General features: G+C 39.7%; 23 protein-coding genes. 12 read left to right on the forward strand and 11 right to left on the reverse strand.

The features are described 5' to 3' along the window. Positions 1-8 precede the first annotated feature (8 nt). Positions 9-1175 carry a PLL family lectin gene (locus JSQ81_RS05045; RefSeq protein WP_249336637.1) on the forward strand — a complete coding sequence of 389 codons (1167 nt, stop codon included), beginning with the start codon at positions 9-11 and terminating at the stop codon, positions 1173-1175. 208 nt (positions 1176-1383) lie between these two features. On the opposite strand, the gene JSQ81_RS05050 is transcribed toward JSQ81_RS05045, so the two are convergent. Together JSQ81_RS05050 and JSQ81_RS05055 are read right to left on the reverse strand one after the other, a co-directional pair. Beyond that, positions 1384-1755, reverse strand: coding sequence for a VOC family protein (locus JSQ81_RS05050; RefSeq protein ID WP_212606629.1), 372 nt, complete (start codon positions 1753-1755; stop codon positions 1384-1386). A 51-nt stretch (positions 1756-1806) separates the two neighbouring features. Further along, positions 1807-3597 carry a S9 family peptidase gene (locus tag JSQ81_RS05055; protein ID WP_212606630.1) on the reverse strand — a complete coding sequence of 597 codons (1791 nt, stop codon included), beginning with the start codon at positions 3595-3597 and terminating at the stop codon, positions 1807-1809. A gap of 411 nt (positions 3598-4008) precedes the next feature. Here JSQ81_RS05055 and JSQ81_RS05060 point away from each other — a divergent pair, with 411 nt between their 5' ends. Continuing rightward, positions 4009-5007, forward strand: coding sequence for an urea transporter (locus JSQ81_RS05060; protein WP_212606631.1), 999 nt, complete (start codon positions 4009-4011; stop codon positions 5005-5007). Between the two features lie 36 nt (positions 5008-5043). Here the strand turns inward: JSQ81_RS05060 and JSQ81_RS05065 are convergent, their stop codons facing one another. The 4 genes from JSQ81_RS05065 to JSQ81_RS20105 all read right to left on the reverse strand — a co-directional run bounded on the left by JSQ81_RS05065 (position 5044) and on the right by JSQ81_RS20105 (position 6936). Next, entirely contained in the window at positions 5044-5376 is a 333-nt protein-coding gene (locus tag JSQ81_RS05065) for a DUF378 domain-containing protein (RefSeq protein ID WP_212606632.1), read from the reverse strand. Between the two features lie 461 nt (positions 5377-5837). Further along, entirely contained in the window at positions 5838-6338 is a 501-nt protein-coding gene (locus JSQ81_RS05070) for a CBS domain-containing protein (RefSeq protein ID WP_249336638.1), read from the reverse strand. Positions 6339-6508: 170 nt separating this feature from the next. Then, complete coding sequence (locus JSQ81_RS20100; RefSeq protein WP_256437727.1) at positions 6509-6631, reverse strand: hypothetical protein; 123 nt, start codon at positions 6629-6631, stop codon at positions 6509-6511. A gap of 176 nt (positions 6632-6807) precedes the next feature. After that, positions 6808-6936 (reverse strand): hypothetical protein, encoded by a 129-nt coding sequence (locus JSQ81_RS20105; RefSeq protein WP_256437728.1) that lies wholly within the window; start codon positions 6934-6936, stop codon positions 6808-6810. 451 nt (positions 6937-7387) lie between these two features. Between JSQ81_RS20105 and JSQ81_RS05075 the strand changes: the two genes are divergently transcribed. Next, on the forward strand, positions 7388-8902 hold the full coding sequence (locus JSQ81_RS05075) for an FAD-dependent oxidoreductase (protein WP_212606633.1): 1515 nt from the start codon (positions 7388-7390) through the stop codon (positions 8900-8902). Positions 8903-9461: 559 nt separating this feature from the next. After that, positions 9462-10022 carry a DoxX family protein gene (locus JSQ81_RS05080; protein ID WP_212606634.1) on the forward strand — a complete coding sequence of 187 codons (561 nt, stop codon included), beginning with the start codon at positions 9462-9464 and terminating at the stop codon, positions 10020-10022. Between the two features lie 62 nt (positions 10023-10084). On the opposite strand, the gene cdaS is transcribed toward JSQ81_RS05080, so the two are convergent. After that, the gene (cdaS, locus tag JSQ81_RS05085) at positions 10085-10705 is read right to left on the reverse strand and encodes a sporulation-specific diadenylate cyclase CdaS (protein ID WP_212606635.1); all 621 of its coding nucleotides are present in this window, start codon (positions 10703-10705) and stop codon (positions 10085-10087) included. Between the two features lie 159 nt (positions 10706-10864). Between cdaS and sspL the strand changes: the two genes are divergently transcribed. The 3 genes from sspL (at position 10865) to JSQ81_RS05100 (ending at position 12812) form a co-directional block, all read left to right on the forward strand. After that, the gene (gene sspL / locus JSQ81_RS05090; protein ID WP_212606636.1) at positions 10865-10999 is read left to right on the forward strand and encodes a small, acid-soluble spore protein L; all 135 of its coding nucleotides are present in this window, start codon (positions 10865-10867) and stop codon (positions 10997-10999) included. Positions 11000-11399: 400 nt separating this feature from the next. Then, the gene (locus tag JSQ81_RS05095) at positions 11400-12197 is read left to right on the forward strand and encodes a TIGR00266 family protein (RefSeq protein ID WP_212606637.1); all 798 of its coding nucleotides are present in this window, start codon (positions 11400-11402) and stop codon (positions 12195-12197) included. 123 nt (positions 12198-12320) lie between these two features. After that, a complete protein-coding gene (locus JSQ81_RS05100) occupies positions 12321-12812 on the forward strand; it encodes a DinB family protein (protein WP_212606638.1) in 492 nt (163 codons plus the stop codon). 148 nt (positions 12813-12960) lie between these two features. Here the strand turns inward: JSQ81_RS05100 and JSQ81_RS05105 are convergent, their stop codons facing one another. The 4 genes from JSQ81_RS05105 to JSQ81_RS05120 all read right to left on the reverse strand — a co-directional run bounded on the left by JSQ81_RS05105 (position 12961) and on the right by JSQ81_RS05120 (position 17510). After that, entirely contained in the window at positions 12961-13644 is a 684-nt protein-coding gene (locus JSQ81_RS05105) for an SEC-C metal-binding domain-containing protein (protein ID WP_212606639.1), read from the reverse strand. 177 nt (positions 13645-13821) lie between these two features. Continuing rightward, positions 13822-15231 (reverse strand): serine hydrolase domain-containing protein, encoded by a 1410-nt coding sequence (locus tag JSQ81_RS05110; RefSeq protein WP_212606640.1) that lies wholly within the window; start codon positions 15229-15231, stop codon positions 13822-13824. 315 nt (positions 15232-15546) lie between these two features. Next, complete coding sequence (locus JSQ81_RS05115; RefSeq protein ID WP_212606641.1) at positions 15547-16722, reverse strand: aminotransferase class I/II-fold pyridoxal phosphate-dependent enzyme; 1176 nt, start codon at positions 16720-16722, stop codon at positions 15547-15549. 128 nt (positions 16723-16850) lie between these two features. After that, the gene (locus JSQ81_RS05120; protein WP_212606642.1) at positions 16851-17510 is read right to left on the reverse strand and encodes an MOSC domain-containing protein; all 660 of its coding nucleotides are present in this window, start codon (positions 17508-17510) and stop codon (positions 16851-16853) included. A 343-nt stretch (positions 17511-17853) separates the two neighbouring features. Here JSQ81_RS05120 and JSQ81_RS05125 point away from each other — a divergent pair, with 343 nt between their 5' ends. From JSQ81_RS05125 to JSQ81_RS05145, 5 genes are all read left to right on the forward strand, one after another. Continuing rightward, complete coding sequence (locus JSQ81_RS05125; RefSeq protein ID WP_212606643.1) at positions 17854-18219, forward strand: SLAP domain-containing protein; 366 nt, start codon at positions 17854-17856, stop codon at positions 18217-18219. A 202-nt stretch (positions 18220-18421) separates the two neighbouring features. Further along, on the forward strand, positions 18422-18625 hold the full coding sequence (gene tatA / locus JSQ81_RS05130; protein ID WP_371812510.1) for a twin-arginine translocase TatA/TatE family subunit: 204 nt from the start codon (positions 18422-18424) through the stop codon (positions 18623-18625). Continuing rightward, the gene (tatC, locus tag JSQ81_RS05135) at positions 18626-19420 is read left to right on the forward strand and encodes a twin-arginine translocase subunit TatC (protein ID WP_212606645.1); all 795 of its coding nucleotides are present in this window, start codon (positions 18626-18628) and stop codon (positions 19418-19420) included. It begins immediately after the preceding gene. 72 nt (positions 19421-19492) lie between these two features. Next, positions 19493-20329: a gluconate 2-dehydrogenase subunit 3 family protein gene (locus JSQ81_RS05140; RefSeq protein WP_212606646.1), complete on the forward strand. Its 837-nt coding sequence runs from the start codon at positions 19493-19495 to the stop codon at positions 20327-20329. Between the two features lie 12 nt (positions 20330-20341). Beyond that, the gene (locus JSQ81_RS05145; protein ID WP_212606647.1) at positions 20342-22090 is read left to right on the forward strand and encodes a GMC family oxidoreductase; all 1749 of its coding nucleotides are present in this window, start codon (positions 20342-20344) and stop codon (positions 22088-22090) included. Positions 22091-22297 lie beyond the last annotated feature (207 nt).

Consider the following 22297-nt stretch of genomic DNA (forward strand, 5'->3'; position numbering starts at 1 on the left):
GTATAAAATTGTATAGATATAACAGGCAACCACAAACGAATGTGCGCGGGCAGCCAGATGCACAGGTAATTATGCGGATACTTCGTACGCAGCACGACAACTTATATTCGCAGTTAGAGCAAGCTGGAATGAACCGAAGCATAACTGATTATTTATTTTTACTCGTTGTCAATTATACACTCAACCAAGCAAACACAAATCAATCTGCAAATCAAATATACAATCAATTTCAAAGGCAAATCCCTTGGTTAAATCTATTCCTCAGACAATTGAACATCCCGAAAAATTTATTTGATCGAGTATTAATCAGAGTCATTCAAATAACTTTGAATGAACTTGGTAATGGCGGTGGGCAACCCGGTCAAGGCTGGATAGGTTGGGAAGACTTGGGAGGGGTATTGACATCCGCCCCGGCAGTAGCTTCTTGGCAACCAAATCGGCTCGATGTTTTTGTAAGGGGGACAGATCAAAGTCTTTACCATAAATGGTGGGATGGACGCAATTGGAGCGATTGGGAAACACTTGGCGGTATATTAACCTCAGCCCCGGCGGCAGTTTCCTGGGGACCTAATCGGATTGATGTCTTTGGAAGAGGAACAGACAATAGTTTGTACCATAAATGGTGGGATGGAAGTCGTTGGAGCGATTGGGAGAACCTTGGTGGCGTCCTAACTAGCGGCCCTGCTGTATCTTCACGTCGCCCGAATCAACTTGATGTATTCGTCAGGGGGACAAATCAAAGACTTTATAAAAAAACATGGAATGGCTCCAGCTGGGAGGATTGGGAAGACCTTGGCGGTTCACTAACCTCTGAACCAGCGGCTGTATCTTGGGGACCCAACCGAATTGATGTATTCGCCAGGGGACAAAACCAGGATCTGATTCATAAGTGGTGGGATGGATCTGATTGGAGTAATTGGGAAAGTCTTGGGGGTGTATTGACAAGTGCTCCTGCTGTCTCCTCACGCCGTCCAAATCAACTCGACGTTTTTGTGAGAGGTACAAATCAAGGGCTTTATCAAAGAACATGGAATGGTTCTCGTTGGGAAGATTGGGTAGCTATTGGCGGCACTTTAACATCAGCACCCGCAGCAGTGTCTTGGGGACCAAATCGAATTGATGTATTTGCTAGAGGGGAAAATCAAAACCTTATCCATTTATATCGCAATCGTTAAAGATAAATAGGATTGCTACCTTAAAAGACAGGTACCTGTGCATGGTTGAATTATGACAATTCAAGACTTTGGATAATTAATCAAGGGGTTATCGACAAAGTGTTATATAGTCGATATCCCCTTTTCATTTTATGCAATTGTAGTGAATTTACTGAGTAGTGTCGTGCACAGGTACCTAATTTTTCACCTTACAATTAGGTACCTATTTTTATCTGTGTTGATCCACTAGAATCGGATTACCATCTGGATCTTCAATCGTAAAGCTTGCTGGTCCTTCACTTGATTCATCTGCTTCTGTTAGGAACTTAATCCCCTTTTCTTTAAGTTCTGCTTGAAGCTCTCGAATGTCCGCAAACGAGTCGAGATTTTGTGCATTTTGATCCCATCCTGGATTAAAGGTTAGCATGTTCTTTTCAAACATTCCTTGGAATAGCCCAATTACGGTGCTTTCATTTTTCAAAATCAGCCAACCTTGCGTAATGTCACCGCCCAAATCTTGAAACCCAAGATTTTCATAAAACTCCTTTGATTTTTGAATGTCTTTTACAGTTAAACTTATCGAAAATGCCCCTAGTTTCATAATTATTCCTCCTATAAGTGTGATAGTTATACAGACTTTGCGACTTAAAATCTATGCCTGATGCTTTTCTAAAAACGCTAGCATCATGCTATATACTTTAATTTCATTTTCTTTTTTCGAGAAGCCATGTCCTTCATCTTCCAAAACAAGATACTCGACATCGCGACCCTTTTCTTTCAATTTGGCCACAATTTGATCGGACTCTTCTTTCACTACGCGTGGATCTTTTGCTCCTTGAATGACGAGCATTGGTTTCACCATACCATCTAAATACGTAACAGGTGAATCTTTGATAAAACGTTCTTTATCACGTTCCGGATCCCCAAGCCAGCGTTCCATGATTGGCTTCCAATGCTCGGGCACTGAATTGACAAATGTGAATAAATCGGACGGCCCGAAAATATCAACAACCGCTTTGAAATAGTCGGGATGTCTACCATGCAATAATAAAGCCATATATCCGCCGTAGCTACCGCCGACAAGGAATAGCTTATTTTTATCGGTCACTTCATTGTCGAATAACCACTCAATTCCGGCTACACAATCGAGGCGCGGTCCCTCGCCCCAATCCTGCTCAACTAGCTTTGTGAAAGCCGAACCATAACCTGTACTTCCACGGAAGTTCGGTGCAAAAATCGTGTAGCCACGGTTTAGAAAGCATTGGAACATCGAACGGAACATTTTCCGCTCAGCAGCTTGCGGTCCGCCATGTGGCCAAAAAATCGTATGACCATTATCGTTTTCCGGCTTTGCTTTGAATAATAAAGCTTCGATTTCCATGCCATCAAATGATGTATAAGAAACAATATCTGGTTCAACCATATCTTCCTGATTTAAGCCTAAGACACGGTTATTCGTTAATTGTTTCCATTCCATGCCGTTAGCTGAATGATAGATATTATGGGGTATTGTCGCACTTCTTCCCAAAATATATAGAGCTCCCGATTCCGCCACGTCGATTTGTTCAATGATATCAACAGGTAACGCGCATTTTTCAATTTTATCGTTTCCAATTTCATATCGATATAAGACATCTGTCACACCTTTAATGGTGACTAAGTAAAACGCGTCATTTTCTTTATCCCATTTAAGAGATTGAATACTTTCACCATCAATGGCTAGTACTTTAGTAAACGCTTTCGATTTCAAATCGAACTTAGCCAAATACATATCGTCACTATCGTAATCCGTTACGAAATAAATCGTCTCATTATCCGTGAAGATGGGTTCAAATAACACATGAACTTGCTCTGAATCAGGTGTAAGGTTGAACTTTTCCTCTCCTACCTTTACAAAGCCGATGACATACGTATTTGCATGCATTTGTATATAGACAGACGCTTCTTCATTCTCGGATACTGCTGCTAGATAAGTAGTAGTTCCTTCACCACTATTTAGTAGCGTATCTGTTCCACTCTTCAAATTACGGACTCGCGTGTTCAAAAAGGATGGATTCTCTTCAGATGTCACATAGTACAAACGCTCTCCGTCTCCACTTAAATGACCAAAATAGTACTTTTCAGACGCCTGTCCCGTTATTAACGGCTCCGGTAATCCGCCTTCGCTCGGTATCCCATAGATTTGATAGTTCTCATCCCCGTCCTTATCAAATCCCGCTAGTACATACCTATTTTCTGGATCGAATTTGATAAAATTGCAAGATTCATCCCGATGTGCAAATAAATATGGATAGGTATCCGGTAAATCCATCGCCCATAAATTCATTTTGCCATTCAAATTGGCATTGAACACTAACCTTTTCTCATCTTTACTCACTGCGAAATTTGTAATGGTGTACGTTCGAAAAAACTGCTCAACTGTCGGTTTCGGAAAATTAATCATTTTAAACCCCCTAGAATTATCATAAAACGCTTCCATTTCACTCTATTAGTATACCACTATCAGATAAAATAGAATATAACGACATCGGGTTTCGCAAGTAATAAAAGGTACCTGTGCATGGTTGAATTATGACAATTCACGACTTTGGATAAATAATCAAAATGATATCGACAAAGTGTTATATGGTCGGTATCCACTTTTTGTTTTATGCAATTGTAGCGAATTTACTGATTAGTGTCTTGCACAGGTACCTAATAATTTTTCTTCTCAAAATGCTGAAAACTACAAATATAGCTGATCGGGTTATCGTAAAGTCTTTTTTGTGTTAACATACCTAAATACATCTTGGACAACTACTATTAAACAATTTATTATCTGGAATATGATAAATACGATAAGGGAGATATCTAGATGCCCCAAGCAGCACCAAACTTTTACTTTTTCAAAAAGTTCTATTTACTTATAGTCATTTCATTAAAAGGATTTTCACAGGTTTTATTAGTGGGAAATGCTTTTTCAGGACTTTTAATTCTTATCGGAATTACATTGCACTCCCCTGTTTTAGGTTTAATGGCATTTCTTAGTTCAATCGTGGGAACAATTACAGGAAAATATCTTGGCGGAGATCGGGATTTAATTCGCAATGGGATTTATGGTTTTAATGCTATCCTCTGCGGTATATCCACAATTCTCTTTCTTCACGGGGACAAGCGCTGGTTTATCGCGTTATTTGCCGCTGCTCTTGCCGCATTATCCTTGAAAATGCTGACAAAAGTATTGGATAAGTGGAATATTCCTGTTTTGACCATTCCATTCGTTTTCATCACATGGATTGGGCTTCTTATCGCTTACCGCGTCGATACACTTTATATGGATCCTGACTTTGTCATAAGTTCGCCCGCGATGTGGAATTTGCCCGTTGAAGGGACGCCAACTTTATTAGTCGGAATGATTAAAGGAATTGGTGAAGTTTTCGTCATCGACTCACTTTGGACTGGATCGCTTATTCTGTTGGCATTGTTTTGGACAGGATGGCGATTTGGGCTGTATGCGATTATCGGAACTTTTGTATCGTGGTTAACCGCTTATTTTATCGGGGCTGATACGCATTCATTAAATTTAGGTTTGTATAACTATAATGCCGTTTTGACAATTATTGCTGTTAGTCTAGTCTTCAATAAAAACCTGAAAAAAACGCCGTATATCGGCATTATCGCGGCAATGTTAACAGTTCCCGTAACCGCAGGATTGGAGTTGCTTCTCGACCCCCTTGGACTCCCTGCTTTAACATTCCCGTTTATAGTATGTTCATGGCTATTTATCGCATTGGGGAAGGTTTTCCAGAGCTATAAATATAAACAAACAGTGCCTGTACAACGGTTACCATCAAGAAATAAGCAGCCGATTTGAAGGGGAACTCCCTTTCAAAAATGGCTGCTTATTTGTTTACATTAAAGGACCTTGATGGTTATTAGGATCTGATTTCTGTTCTTCAGCATTCTTTTCTTTGGTAAAGTCCGGCTCTTCTCCAAACTCGGTTTTTAAATTAGCGTTTGTAAATCTCGGACGATCGACCGCCGTTTCTTCGTCTGGTTTAAGTAAAAGACCTATACAAACAAGCCCACTAATTCCAACAAGAGCATAAATCAACCTAGATAGAGCTGCATCTTGCCCACCAAAAATTGCTGCAACTAAATCAAAATTGAAAAATCCTATCAAGCCCCAGTTAATTGCGCCAATGATAACTAATGCCAAAGCAATCCTTCGAATGATTCCCATATAGTTCACTCCTTTGATTAGACAATTGAATTGATGTTACAATTCGTCTTATCTTTTACCAAAAGAGTTATTTAATACATAGTGAGTGAAAGGTACCTAAAGAAAGGTACCTGTGCAAGGTTGAATTATGACAATTCAAGGCATTGAATAAATAATCAAGAGGATGTCGACAAAGCATTATATAGTCGGCATCCCCTTTTCACTTTATGCAATTGTAGTGAATTTACTGAATAGTGCCTTGCACAGGTACCTAAAATTTTAGTCGATTTTTAATAGATCAGCTGGTGTTACAATACCGAGAAGCTTTTCCGCACTGCTTCCAGTTTGTGTTATAAGAAGTGCTTCAATTCGCTTTCCTTGGCTCATAGCCTTTTTGAAATATTCCTCTGCTTCATAAACTGAAAGATCTTGACTGATAAAACGATACGTATTCTTCTTTTTTTCATGTTAATAGATGTCGATTAAGGTGGCATTTCCCCAGATATAACGCCTTCCGAATATTCATCAGCCAGCCAGTAGGTAATCCCGTTTGCCGTTACAAGCCCAATGAATTCGGAATTCCTATAGATTGGAATTTGATTGAATCGTTGTTTACGTATCAATTCTAGACCCGTTGAAAGTGAATCCGTCGACTTTAAGGTATGAACTTTTCTTCGAAACATTTGGCCGACAGTAACCGGTTTCGCGAGTTCACGGTCGATATATTCAATCAGTTCCACAATGTCATCGTGAGGTTCAGCAATCGCATAGTCAGCATCAGTCCGATTATGCACAATCGCATTCCGCAAATTCGCATAAACCCGTAAATCATCCTCAAATTTACGAATAACCGCGTTATCCTTCTTGGTTTTATCGATTAATCGCGAAAAAGGCATATAACCGGATAAGCCGCTTATCTTTTCCATTGCTTTCTCAATTCGATTATAAGCAAATATAAATCTGTCTGAATTCCGAACACTCACGATACATACCTTCTTTCACCTTTTGCCATACTGTTTATTTCTTTAAATATACACCATTAATTACGATAGAAGTAACAATAAAATCCTTCCCGTTGCAATTAAGTTTGTTCACAAAAAAAGGCTACCCAGGAGTCATTTATTCAATGATTTCCCGAATAGCCCCGAATGCATTAATTTGTGTAAGATAATAAAGCGTTTTGATCGAAATGTTGAAGTGCTAGTAAAGCCTCGTCTTTATCCTGGTATTCAAAGATTCTAACATTCATTTTCTCGAAAACTGTAATTACCCACATTTTGCATTCTCCTTTTCCTATTATATTTTATTAAATCTATTCGATAAGCCATTAATTCTAAAAGAATTGTTCGTCTAACTCAACTTTAATTCTACGCCTATTTTTAGCGAAGAGACCTATTTTTTGAAAGCGTCACAAAATATCCAATTTGTTTAGTCAAACTTGTGAATAGAGTATCAATTTCTTTTCATTGCAAGCCTAACTGCTATATAAACGACGACCCCGTTAAGAAGTAATTCTATGGCCATGTACCCAAAAGACCATCCACCGCCCATCATTCCTTCGTAACCATGAAAATGATGCATTATTCTTCACCCCTTGCCTACTTTATAAGTAACTCATATTAGATCTAATACAATTCCCGAATAGACTTAATTGCTTTCCTTATTCTTATTCTACTTCTTTTTCACTGAATAAAACGCACTTTGTGAAATCCTTCACAAATACTCCAAATTGTTTAGTCCATTTTGTGAATACATTCGATTATGGGTTTAGTAGTCAAAAATGTTTTAAAGGTACCTGTGCAAGGTTGAATTATGACAATTCACGACTATGAATAAATAATCAAAGGGATATCGACAAAGCTTTGTAAAGTCAGTATCCACTTTTTATTTTATGCAATTGTAGTGAATTTACTGAATAGTGCCTTGCACAGGTACCAAAATTTTTACCCCCTCATCATTTCAGCGTTTAGTTTTCTGAAAATAAAGGAAGAAAAAAGACTAGATGAGTATTTAAATAGGAGGAGAATTTAAAATGGATAAATTACCAGGAAAAAATCAATCTTTCTGGAGTACTACAGCCCAGGCAATGAGTTATCCACAACTGGATGAAGACATTGAAATTGATACTGCGGTTATCGGCGGAGGTATTTCGGGCATTTTAACCGCGTACTTTCTTGCGAAGGAAGGGCAATCCGTCGCATTGCTGGAGGCTCGTGAACTCGTTAGCGGAACAACCGGTGGAACGACTGCAAAACTGTCATCGCAACATCAACTTATCTATGATGATTTATTGCAACAAGATGGTTTGGATGTCGCGAAACTTTATTACGAAGCGAATCAGGAAGGCCAGAAACTTATTAAGGCGATTATCGATGATCATGGGATTGATTGCGATTATAAAGTTGCTGACTCCTATGTCTTTTCGGAGAATATCGAAAATACTTCAAGCATTGAAAAAGAGGCAGAGGCATATGAAAAAATTGGCATTGAAGGCGGCATAGCGGACTCGATTCCCGTAGATCTAAAGGTGACTTCCGCGCTAGTTATGAAAAAACAAGCGCAGTTCAATCCCGTCAAATTTCTGTATGCCGTCTTAAAAGAAGTCGATTCATTGGGCGGGCGTATTTACCAGCACACAAGGTATATGGACTCAGAAAAAAATGGCGATCAACTGATTCTTTCCACGGACACTCCGTTTACCGTAACATGCAATCAAGTAGTGTTCGCCACGTTATTCCCGGCCGAGGATCCAGACTCGTTTTATTCGGATACATTGAAGCCCGTCGCTTCTCATTTAACAGCATTCGAAAGCCCGGAAGCGTTTGATAGTGGAATATATATTAGCGACGACGATCCTATACGGACATTCAGAGGCGCGCTAAATGGAGACCAATGTGTGCTCATCATCGGAGGCGAGACCCATCCAAAAGGTGACGGCAAGTCGACAATCGAACATTATGAAGCAATCCAACACTATGCCAAGGAGGAATTCCGGCTTACTGAATTTCTCGGATATTGGTCGGAACATGATCACACCACACCAGATCGACGTCCTTTCATCGGAAAAATTCAAACAGACAATGACAAAATGTATGTAATGACCGGTTATGGAAAATGGGGTCTTGCCGCATCGGCAACAGGCGCAGGAATCATCAAGAGCCTGATTGTCGGTGAGGATAACCGATTTGAAAAACTATTTAGCCCTGAACGCCAATTGCCCGAAGATAAAGGTGATCGCAATGAAAGCAACGAAACTGATGAGAATCACGTTGTATCCCCCGGCAGCGAACAAATGGAACGACAACTCGCTAAAGGACAAGCACAATCAGTTGAGATAAACGGCAAGCCCGCGGGCATGTATAAAGACACCGATGGAAACATGCATTACCTCGACCTTTCATGTACCCACCTCGGTTGTGAAGTGAAATGGAATGACGGGGATCAAACATGGGATTGCCCATGCCACGGTTCCACTTTCGATGGAACAGGTAAAGTATTGGCAGGACCCGCGAAAGAACCTTTGAGAACAATAGATTCCTTGCAATGAAAAATGCCATACGGAAAATTACCCGTATGGCTGTTTTTGTAAAGCATTTTTTGGGGGTACCTTTTGGGGGTACCTGTGCACGGTGCATTTATGACAATTCAAGACTTTGAATAAATAATCAAGGGGATACCGACAAAGCGTTACATAGTCGGTATCCCCTTTTTACTTTATGCAATTGTAGTGAATTTACTGAGTAGTGTCTTGCACAGGTACCTACTTTGTGAAATAATTCACAAATTGGACGAAACAACTTGAACACTTTGTGAATTACTTCACAAAGTACGCTCAGATACTAAAAATGGTTGTATAATAAGAATTAAGTTAGACGAACAAATCTCTTAGAATCAATGTTTCATAGAATATAGCGACCAAATAAAAAAGAAAGGATGAATGCAAAATGTGGGTAATTACAGTTTTTGAGAAAATGAATGTTAGGATCTTTGAATACAAGGATAAAGATGAGGCTTTACTAGCACTTCAACATTTCGGTCAAAATGCTTTATTATCTTTTACAAATTAACGCATTCAGCAATACAAAATATTATTATGAGGTGAGGACATGGTTGAATTAAAGAAATCCCAGTTTGGGAAACATGTGATTATCGAGGAAAATCCGCTATCGAGATGGTTATTTTCTAACACGACATCCGCGTGGATATGGTTGATTTTAAGATTATACCTTGGTTATTCTTGGCTGACGGCGGGCATTGGAAAAGTTACTTCTGACGCTTGGACAGGTGCCAATGCTGGTGTTGCAGTTGAAGGATTTATGGGTGGTGCCCTTGCTAAGGCAGAGGCCGGAGATGTCGCAGGTTGGTATGCTTGGTTTTTAGAGAGTGTCGTAATTCCAAACGCAGTCCCATTTTCTTATATGATCGCATGGGGTGAAGTGTTAGTCGGACTTGGCTTAATCGTTGGACTCTTAACAGGAATCGCAGCTTTCTTCGGTGCACTTATGAATATGTCTTTCTTATTAGCAGGTACTGTAAGTTCGAATCCCGTTATGTTTATGATTGCAATAGTCTTAATACTTGCCTGGAAAGTTGCCGGTTGGTATGGGTTAGATCGTTGGGTGTTACCTCGTTTAGGAACACCATGGTCAAGGAAACGAAATGAATAAATCAAATGATATCCCAAGTTCTTTTACTTGGGATATTTTTTTATTCGACCTCAAGCCAAATTCTACGGATTGCCTTGCGTAGTTATCGGGTACATATTTCCCCCTTTAGCAAATGAAACCCTTCCCGTCTCTTCAGAAACTATGAGGACAAGGGCATCGCTTCGTTCACTTAACCCTAATGCAGCCCGATGTCGTGTGCCCAGTTTTTTATCACCCATATATATATCAGATAGTGGAAGAACATTTGCTGCAGAAACAATCTTATTCAGTCTAACTAATACAGCGCCATCATGAAGTGGATTTCCGGGATAAAAAATCGATTCCAATAATGAATGCGTCAATTCAGCACCAATTGGAATCCCTGGTCTTATCAAAGTTTCGAGTGAATCTTCCCGTTCTATCACAATTAAACCACCATGTCTCATTCTCGCCATATTTTGCAGACTCATTGATAACTCCGGATACTTGTCCGTAAATGGAGCCAAATAACAATTCAAATAAAAAGTCGCGGCTTTAATTTCAATATCCAAAAACTCTTCTTTTATTTTTTCGAAGTTACAAAGAAGACAATTATTTTCATCTTCTATTGCCTCCAAATTAATCTGTAATTCTGATATGACTTTATGAATATCCTCTTTTAATATTTGTGTCATCGTTGTAAAATCACAATCCACATTATCCACGGTGTCGCACCTCCACCCTATTAATTCCCTGATCTGATTTTTTATATAAATGTACTTAAAGTTTACCCACGTTCGAACTATTTAACCCCTTCATGACTGAAGGATGCCAAGCAAGCACATAACTATAGGTAAGTCTGCTAGCCAAAGGTGGTGACATCAATGTCCAAAAAAAATAATCATAACAAAGGTAAAAAAGCGAATAGTGTAACGCCGCAAGGTATTGCAGATACTGAATTCACCGCAGAGCCGAAAACCAAACTTGAAGAAGCCGCTAAGAAGAAAAATACAAAATAGGTACCTGTGCAAGGTGCAATTATGACAATTCACGGTTTTGGATAAATTATCAAGGGGATATCGACAAAGTGTTATATGTCGGTATCCCCTTTTAGTTTTATACAATTGTAGTGAATTAACTGAATGGTGTCTTGCACAGGTACCTATTTTACAGATGTTGTTCTGTATTAATCGCTTGGCCTAGATCCAGACAAGATCAGTGCAGATAACGCAGTAATTGTAATAACATGTTTGATTTTCATAAAACTCCCCTTCCTACTTACATCGTTATCCATATTACATCCATTTGCAACATTATTAAGGAATGAATAAATCTTCGACCGTTCACTTCCGGTGAAACTTTTTATCGGTTTCAATCGTATGACTATGTAGCAATTAATTTGAAATGGGGAGGAATACGATGAACAATCACGAAATCGATTATAAAATTTACGGAGATGACATGCAGTTTGTTGAAGTGGAGCTTGATCCGCAGGAAACGGTTGTAGCAGAGGCCGGCGCCCTGATGATGATGGAGGACAACATTGAAATGGAAACAATTTTTGGTGATGGATCCGGTTCGTCAGGCAGCGGACTTATGAGCAAACTGGTGGGGGCAGGAAAACGAATCTTAACTGGTGAAAGTCTTTTTATGACGACATTTACGAATGTCGGATCCGGAAAGAAACATGTCTCATTCGCATCACCGTATCCAGGGAAAATCATTCCAATGGATCTTAGCGAGCATAATGGCAAAATCATTTGTCAGAAGGATGCTTTCCTCGCTGCTGCGAAAGGCGTTTCGGTCGGCATTGAATTCCAACGAAAACTCGGCACAGGCTTTTTCGGAGGTGAAGGTTTCATCATGCAAAAGCTCGAAGGCGATGGTATGACATTTGTACACGCTGGTGGAACGATTATTGAGAAAAAACTACTTCCTGGAGAAACATTACGTGTCGATACGGGATGTCTTGTAGCGATGACGCATGACGTCGACTACAACATCGAAATGGTAAAAGGCGTAAAAACAGCATTGTTCGGTGGAGAAGGATTATTTTTCGCTACACTTCGCGGTCCTGGAAAAGTCTGGATTCAATCCTTGCCTTTCTCAAGACTTGCCAGCCGCGTTTTCGCAGCCGCACCGCAAACACCAGGCGGCGGCTCCCGTGATGAAGGCAGTATTGCAGGCGGATTATTCAACATACTTGGCGGAAAATAAGCATAAAAGACTGTCCTTTTTTCGAGTACATTTCGAACGAAAGGACAGCCTATTTATTTTGTTTGGGAGATGTCGTCTCCATTAAATGGTATAATTCAAGAAACCTGGAAGGGATGCGATACTATGAAAATTAACGATGAAGCACGCGAAAAACTGCTGATTGAAGTAAATAGTCTCACAGACGAAGATTTGAATTGGAAACCTGCGGAAAATAGATGGTCCGTCCGGCAAGTGATGGAACATCTGTATCTAATGGAAGTAAGCATTGCGAAAACGATAAAGCACCAACTATCTACCGGCGAACGTAAAATCACCAGCGATAAGCCGATTGAACGGACAACCAATCGGTCAGTAAGAGTTGAAGCCCCGAACTTTGCCCAGCCAGGAGACGCATTCGCTAAGCTCGATGAACTAAAAAGTAAACTATCCGCGAGTCACAGTCAATTAAGAGATATCGCAGAGACAATTACAGAAGAGGAACTTGCTGCTAAATCCTATCCACATCCCGTATTCGGTGACATGAGCCTCAAACAGTGGATACCATTTGTCGGCTATCATGAATTGCGGCATGTTGAACAAATTAAAGAAATCAAAGAGTTAATTAACAATAAATAATCCCATTGCATTTGAAAAGATGGCAATAATTATGCGCCATTTTTGAATAACTTTGCTCAATACAAATCAAAAAGAAGTAACCACCTAAATTGGAGGTTACTCTTTTTCGTGTCTAGTCAGCCGCTATTTCAATTTGGCATATAATGACTTATTTCCCACAACATTTCTTATACTTCTTCCCACTTCCGCAGAGGCAGGGATCATTTCTTACCACTTTTGTTACAGACATTGGCTCTGCCTTTTTAAAAATACCCCCTGAACGTTCATAATCCGAGCGATTTTGTTCACTTCTTTCCCAGGATACCCTCCATAACTCGCTATCCTCATGAGACCTTCCCATAATTTTATAAAAACTATAGAGAACTTGGTCCATATCACTTACCCCATAACGATATTCATGAAATAGATAGTCATCGATTAATGGAAAAGCCTTCTCAGAAAGCTGATGCGACAGTCCCTCGATAACCATGCCTTTACCATCTTCATCAAGAACCTCGTAACATTCAACCATTGCAGATTGAGCATAATCTGTTTTCGTGTTTTGCAATACTGACAAGGCGTAAATGCAGGTTTCATCCTGCATCGCATATGGTTTAACTGGATCTACCACTTCATCAGTTTGATAATGAATTAACGCTTCCGATAATTCCTCTATTAATACATCATCGTCTCTATCAAGTAAATCAGCCAAAACTTGAATATGAGCTGGTAATTTCAATAACCCGATTGCACGCACGGCCATTACACCCCGATACGTAAACCAATCTTTTTCCACCTCCGCTTTCAAGATTGCACCTAACTCGTCTTCATCAAGACATTTCCGTCTGAACAATTCATTCTGTATATATTTAGCTTCATCGAAGTTACCGGATCTGCAATTGCTGTTAAGGTAAACATAATATATAGAACGAAAAATATTATCAGTGTAGTCAGAATGTTAAGGGTCGTAAGTAAAATAACAGCTGATTTCCGCATATGAGACCCCCTTCTTTAATTCAGGATATTTGTGTCACTCATCTCTAAGAATTTGTCTAGATCCATAAAAAACTCGATCAACTACACCAGCTTCATTTGAAATAAATCCAATGGTATCTTGCTTATTTTTCTCAATTCCAACAAAAGTATTATTCCCGACATGACGAAGTGGGTTGTAGGAACCTCCCGTAAAGTGTCTTAATTGACCATCTTTCACATCGATTTGCACGCTCATCCCTTCTCCTGATTTGTACGATCCGACAAACTTCCCCAATACATTTTCATCAATCGGCTCAGTTTCAAAATGGATATGCGTAGCATCCGCTTCTCTACCGCCAAGTACGTTTAGCGCGCCCATTAGCAACCTACCAGACGGCACACTCGCTAAACTAGATAACGCAACGCCCGTCAAACCTTGTTCCGGCAACATAAACATGAGAGAAGAAACTCCTTTCAAACCGCCTCCGTGTTCAATAAGCGTTTCCCCATAATAATCTGGTGTAATTCGCAAACCATATCCATAATAAATCCCATTATTATACTCGAAATGAGGGTAAAGTATTTGAGCAACACTTTCCTCAGACAAAATTCGTACGCCGTCAACCATTCCTTCATTCCGAAAAATCTCTAGATATCTTAATATGTCATTGATGGTCGATTTCAAATAACCAGCAGCCCTCATTGCAGGTGCATCCCACCAGATTTCCGTTGGATAAACGGTAACTCCCTCTTCGGTCGTTTTAGCTGCATAAAGTCTTGTTACATTTTCAAAGCTAGCCAATTTCTCCAAATCAAAAAAAGTTCTATCCAACTTTGCCGGTTTCAAAATATGCTCAGTCACGTAATCCTCATAGGTTTGTCCACTCACCCGGCTAATAATGACACCAAGTAATCCATAAGAATCGTTCGAATAGCTAAAAGAAGTTCCAGGATCAGCAAGCGGCTGATAATTTAGCTCCGCAATAAAATCAAACATCTCATCATATGTATCAATCGCACGACCTGCATTATTAACTAAATCTAAATCAAGATAATCTTTCGCCGACGGATCTTGGTCAATGCTCCGTTTTCTGGCAAACACATGCGTTGAAATCGGCGGGATTCCCGCAGTATGCGTCATTAAATGATGAATCGTAATTTGTTCCGTTTTCTCCATATCCGCCGTCCTAAATTCAGGCAAGTATTTCAGTATTTTATCATGAACAAAAAGCTTGCCCGCTTCCTGGAGTTGCATAATCGCAACACATGTAAATGATTTCGTCATAGATGCAATCCCAAAAATCGTATCCGGTGTGATTTCCAGCTCGTTTTCCACATCACGATGCCCAAAACCTTTCTCATACAGACGCTCACCATTCTTATTAATACCAACCCCAACCCCGGGAATATGGTTTTCTTCCACTAGTTTATTTGCATAGGATTCAAAGTTAGACATATTTTTCATTAATAAATCTCCCCTACTAATAGTCTCAATGGTCACTAGATCAAATTCCTTCCGATAATAGTTCATTCGAGACCTATCAATAAATCCCTTCTTTTTCAGAAAAAGACGCCTCCGATAAGGTACCTCTTCTCGAAAAGGTACCTGTGCAAGGTGCATTTATGACAATTCATGACGCTGGATAAATAAACAAAGGGATATCGACAAAGTGTTATATAGTCGTATCCCTTTTTCATTTTATGCAATTGTAGTGTATTATCTGAATTGCTTCTTGCACAGGTACCTAAAAAGGGTACCTAAAAAGTAGCCATCGAATTTTTAGGAATTCACGTAAACATCAATCTTTGACAACCGCTCAATAGCTTTTTCTAAAGCTTCCACTTCTCGAACGAGCGCTAATCGGACATAGCCGGCACCTTCTGATCCGAATACACTTCCAGGGACCATGACCACTCCACTTTGTTTAATTGCTTCAAACACAAATTCCTTATCGCCCAGCTCAAACGGATATTTCGCCCAAACGAACATGCCGCCATTTGACGGAGTCACTGACCATCCAATCTCGGTTAACCCATCCGTTAATACACGGTGTCTATCCTTAAACTCTTGTCGTAAGCGTGCTGTAATTTCTTCTGCATGATCCAATGCAGTTGCGGCTGCTTCTTGAATAGGTTCAAACGTACCGTAATCTAAATTAGATTTGAATTGTTTCATGATGCTGATGACTTCAGAATTACCGACGATGTATGCTATTCGTGCGCCTGCCAAACTAAAACTTTTGGACAATGAATTGATTTCTATTCCGACTTCTTTCGCGCCAGGTACGGAAAGGAAACTGAATGGTTTATCTCCTGTAAAATAAAATTCGGAGTAAGCGGCATCATGTATTACGATAATGCTGTATTGCTTTGCAAATGCGATCACTTTTTCAAAAAATTTCTTCGTAGGCATTGCAGGAACAGGATTACCTGGTAAATTTAAAATAAGCAGTTTTGCTTTTCGTGCAATTTCTTCGGGGATTGCATCTAAATCAGGTAAGAAATTATTTTCCGCACGTAAAGGCATTTCATATGGAATTGCCCCTGCTAATTTAATGCCAACTTCATAGGCGACATAAGCTGGATTTGTTGTTAATACAATATCTCCTTCATTACAAAAAGCGAATGGCAGATGGACTAGCCCTTCTTGAGAACCCATCGTTTTAAGGATTTCTGTATCTGGATTGAGCGTAACGCTCGAACGTCTCTGATAATAGTTTGCAACAGCTTCATGGAATCTTTTTGTTCCGCCAAGCGTGTAGCCGTAAGCGCTTTCCAATACGCTTTGCTCCGATAAGACTTGTCTTACTTTTTCATCGGGCGGTAAATCCGGGCTTCCAAGACTTAAATCAATTATTTCAACGCCCGTTTCTTCTTTTACTTTCGCTGCTGCTTTTAATTTTCCGAAAATTGCTGGTTCAAAAATAGACATTTTTTGTGAAGGTTCGATTTTCATTGAGCTGTACCCCATTCTATGTAAATTTCAATTTCTCAAAACAGTTTACCATGAACGATGTTATGTTTGGATAAAATACGGGAATACTTGTAGTGAATTTATTCAATCTAACATACGTTGCTCTGCCACTATTTTGCGTCCATCTTCTCCAGACGCTTGATAAGCGACTCCCGCCAGCTTGTTGCCAGCTCTTGGATGTTTAGTAATTTTTGAATACTTTCTTTGTCCTTTAAACGTTGAAAATAAATGTCGTTAGCAACTAACACAGACAGTCCTTCACGATGTTGTTTGAGTAACGTAATTTGCGAATCTTTCCGAACAAGACCTTCCTCAAGAACACGGCATAGATATCCTGTGTATCCTGTTTCCACCATTCTTTTCAAAAGTAGAGGCAATTTAGTCCGCTTTGTAATAGTACTGCAAGGAATTCGACTTTGAGTAACTTGAATGACTGCCTCGCCAACTTGAAAAATATCACCTATATGAACATCTTTTTCTAACATATTCATAACGGTTAAATTTTCACCAAATGTAGATGCTGGTAAAGTCGTCTTAAATTCCGATTCCCATAACTTATAATGTTCATATGGATAAATACAAACCGCTCGATCTGATCCACCATGAAAAAGTAAATTGGCAACACCATCCCCTTGGAATCCATCTTTCGTTAAAAATGCATCATTGACACTTTCTTTGCAAATACCCGTATTCATTTCTTTACCATTTTCATAAATCATTTTTTGGGGAATTCCGATAGAAAGATTATGAATCTTTTTCACATGATTCATCCTGAAAATGCCTCCTATTATTACTTTATTAGAATATACTATAAATGATATTATACTATATGGATTTATTTAAAGTGCAAAAGCTATATAAATATGTGGTATCAATCAATATTTCGGAGTTTTTTAAGTACCTTTTTTAGGTACCTTTTTTAGGTACCTGTGCAAGGTTGAATTATGACAATTCATAAATTCGGATAAAAATTCAAAGTCATTTCAACAAAGCCTTATACAGCTCATTTCCATTTACGTTTTATACAATTGTAGTGTATTTTTGGAATAGTTTCTTACACAGGTACCTAAAATTCGGTACCTAAAATTCTTTCACAAACGAGGAGGGACGAAGATGCAAACATTGTATTTTGAGCCTGCGTGGGATAGAACAATTGCGCCTGCGGATAGAGAAAAAGTTATGGATCATTTTCAATCACGACACCCCGAAAACGACATTCAGCTTTCATTTTTATGGGAAGCGATCAATCATAAGGAGGAACGATTAATCACAGTTCTCATTCACAATGGAAAAGATACTCCCCTTCCATTACAAGATGTAGTCATTGCTTATGATAAAGAAGGCAAACAAATTGCTACTGGCATTTTTACCTTGCCCCTGAAAATCCCAGGCAAAACATCCATGCCATGGACATTCATTTTTACACCGGTGAATCAATCAGAAGTATCTCCACGTTATACGATCATAAATAAATCCTAACAAAGAATATCAACACAGCGCTTTATTCAAAAATACCCTATCCAAGATTCACTCATGGATAGGTTTTTTCTTATTATCGTTATTCCACAGGAGTTGCCGCAGAAATAAAACTTAAAAATCCAACTATTTTGTTTTAGTTTAATAGAAAACGGTTATTAAGAGACTAGGAGACTTTAATTTTAGTATGGGAGGAGGCTTTTCTATGAGCTTAGCATCAATTGGCGTTCCTGGATTAATTATTATCCTAGTTATTATTTTGATTTTATTCGGTCCACGAAAATTACCTGAAGTCGGTTCTGCGGTAGGAAAAACATTGGCAGAGTTCAAAAAGTCCGCAAAAGACATTATGGAGGATGACGACGAACCGGAGAAGAATAAAACGGAAACACAAGAGCAGGTGAAGTAAATGGCAAAAGTAGAAGAAAATCATACATCAGGAGAACAGCAAGTCCCTGGTTCCAGTAGCCCTTCCCACGGGGAGCCTAGCGTTGTGGATCATTTAACGGACCTGCGAAAACAACTTATTAAGAGTACAGTCGTTTTTGTACTCTTTTTCATCGTAGTATTCAGTACGATCAATCTATGGTTTCCTTATGTTACAAGAGGTCATCGATTAATCGTTTTGAGTCCGCTAGAAATCGTTACATTTTACATGTCCATTTCTACTGCGCTCGCATTCGGTCTGTCTTTGCCGTTTCTTTGTCATTTTATATGGCAATTTGTGAAACCCGGTTTAACTGAACCGGAAAGTCGATTTTTCAACCTTTATTCACCGGTGATGTTTATCTTATTCGCACTCGGTCTCTCTTTCGGCTATTTTGTCGTCAATCCGTTGAGTTATAACTTTTTAACCTCGCTTGGCGCCGTCAATTTCGATGTAATGATTTCCGCAAAAGAATATGCTCGGTTTTTATTGCTGACGACAATGCCGATTGGTTTAATGTTCGAATTACCCATGGTTGCGATGTTTTTGGCTTCAATCGGGTTATTGACAGGAGAGACGATGAAAAAAGTACGGAAGTGGTCGTATGTCGTGTTAGGGCTCGTTTCTGCGTTGATTACGCCGCCTGATTTTATCAGTCAACTTATCGTTTTGATACCTATGATTTTATTATATGAAGTGAGTATTCGACTCGTTGCCTACACAGAAAAACGAGCGCTGCTTAAAGAAATGGAAGAAAATCCTTCACAATCATCGTGATTGATCTCAACTTTCAAACTGCTTTTCGATATTGTATTGAATGCCTATTATTTGTTCAAGGAGGAGAAGGATATGACAGAACCACGAAAGCCAGATAGTAATTCGCAAGGGATGAGCCGTCGTAATTTCTTGAAAAACACTGGACTTGTAGCAGGCGGTCTTGTCGGAGGATCGCTATTTGGCGGGTTGATTACAAACCAAACACAAAAAGATAATAAAAACACTACAAGTGATACGGGTGGCAATAAATCATTTGAAGCCAGAATATTTTTCAGCCGAAATGAAGACTTCGATACTTTATCCGCCGCGACTGAAAGATTATTCCCAGAAACTGACGTAGGACCCGGTGCGATTGCACTTGGTGTTCCCTATTTTATAGACAGACAACTTGCAGGTGAATGGGGGACAAATGCACATGATTATATGACCGGCCCTTTCCCGCAAATTGCTGAAGTTGAAAAATATGTAGAAGAAGATACAAATCAGAATGAAGGAGGACCGGAATCTGAAGTGAGAGTCCCTGCACCAACTCCGAGATATCAAACGCGAATGACGCGTGCTGCACTATTCATGGAAGGTGTTCATGCACTGCAAAAAACTGCTGAAGAAAAGTTTGATGAAAGGTTTAAAGACTTAGAACCTGATCAACAAGACGAAATTCTTGGGATGTTCGACAACAATGAAGCAGAAGTGAAAGGTGTAAGCTCGAATACGTTCTTCAACTTACTATTAGGAACAACAATCGAAGGTGCTTACGCAGACCCGGCATACGGCGGAAATCGCAATATGGAAGGTTGGAAAATGAAGGAATTCCCTGGACCTCGTATGAGTTGGTTACAAGATATCGAGAAAGAAGATTTTATCGTTATGAAACCAGAAAGCTTACGAAATTATCAGGGACACAATTAAAGGAGGACGCATATGGCTAAGAAATTAGAGAAAGTAGACGTGGTCGTAGTAGGAAGTGGTTGGGCTGGAGGCGTCGTATCTGCCGAACTAGCAAAATCCGGCTATAAAGTCGTCACGTTAGAACGCGGAAAAGATCAAAAGCGTTCCGACTTTATAGGTGTAAAAGATGAGTTGCGCTATACAAATCGTTATGAAATGATGCAAAAATTAGCACCCGAATCGATTACTTCGAGAGTATCGATTAACGATGTTGCTTTACCTGTCCGTACACGCCAAGAAATGAATGCAGGCACTGATCTCGGTGGCGGTAGTGTGCACTGGGCGGGCTCTGTTTATCGCTATAGAACGTATGATTTTGAAATCCGCTCTAAAACAATTGAACGATACGGTGAAAGCAAAATTCCTGAAGGGATGACAATTCAGGACTGGGGCATTACTTACGATGAGCTGGAAAAGTATTATGACAAATGGGAAAAAACGGCGGGAATCTCGGGTGAACCTGATCCGCTTGGCGATGAACGTTCAGACGATTATCCAAATCCGCCGATGATCGCGTCCCCTGCCATTCAATTGTTTAAAGATACAACTAAAAAAATGGGGCTTCATCCTTTCCAAATGGCTTCGGGGAATATGTCACAAAATTATACGAACCCAGACGGCGAAAAATTAAATCAATGTATGTTCTGTTCGTTTTGTACGATGTACGGTTGTGACTTCACTGCTAAATCAGACCCATTAGCGACAGTACTCCCAACAGCCGTGAAAACTGGAAATTGTGAAATTCGGACACATGCTCTCGTTCGTCGTGTCTTACATAAAGACGGTAAAGCAACAGGCGTTTTATATACAGATACACGTTCCGGACAAGAGTTCGAACAGCCAGCAGATGTCGTTGTATTAGCTGCTTTCACGTTCACCAATAACCGCCTTCTCATGCTTTCGGAAATCGGTGAACAATATAATCCCGAAACACGTAAAGGAACGATTGGCAGAAACTATCACGGACAATTTAACAGTACATTCTTAGGAGCAAGAGGATTTTTCGAAGATAAGAAATTCAATCTCTACATGGGTGCGGGAGGACTGGGCGGTGCGTTAAGTGACTATGCTGCCGACAACTTCGACCATACAGACCTTGACTTTATCGGCGGCGGTGGTATTGAGCTACGTCAGTACGGCGACGGTGCAATTAAAAGTAACGTAGTGCCAAAAGGAACACCTCGTTGGGGTAAAGAATTCAAAGATAAATCAGTTCATTATGCGCATCGCCAGCTCATTGTCTGGTATTCATCTAATGTGATGTCTTGGTGGCATAATTATCTTGACCTTGACCCTACCTATAAAGATGAATTTGGCGACCCGCTACTTCGCATCACTTACCGTTTAACGGATCAAGATAAAAACATTGCGAAATTCGGGATTGAAAAATGCACGGAAATTATGGAAGAAATGGGCGCAGATATTGTCGATCAAGATGAAGTTCCTGATCAGTTTGACCATATTTATTCAGGAGGCCATTATGCAGGCGGTGTAATTATGGGCGCAGACCCATCCACGTCAGCTGTCAATAATTATTTGCAAATGTGGGATATGGATAACATATTTGTTGTCGGAGCTACAGCATTCCCTCAATTTGGAAGTAATCACCCAACGCCTACAGTCGGCGCACTTGCTTATCGCGCCGCAGAAGGAATCGAGAAGTATTTAAAAGATGGCGGCGGTCAGCTTGCAGAAGCAAAACAAGAAAATGTAACCGTGTAGAAATGCGAATAGAAAGGTACCTGTGCAAGGTGCAATTATGACAATTCATGGTTCTGAATAAAATATCACAAAAAAGTCGACTAAGCGTTATATAGTCGACTTTCTTTTTTACTTTATACAATTGTAGCGTATTTCCCGAATTGCTTCTCGCGGGGTGGGAATTGGATATTCTTCCGCTAAAGTCCATTAAAAATGAGAATTGATTGT

The organism is Sporosarcina sp. Marseille-Q4063 (assembly GCF_018309085.1).
Taxonomy (GTDB): Bacteria; Bacillota; Bacilli; order Bacillales_A; family Planococcaceae; genus Sporosarcina.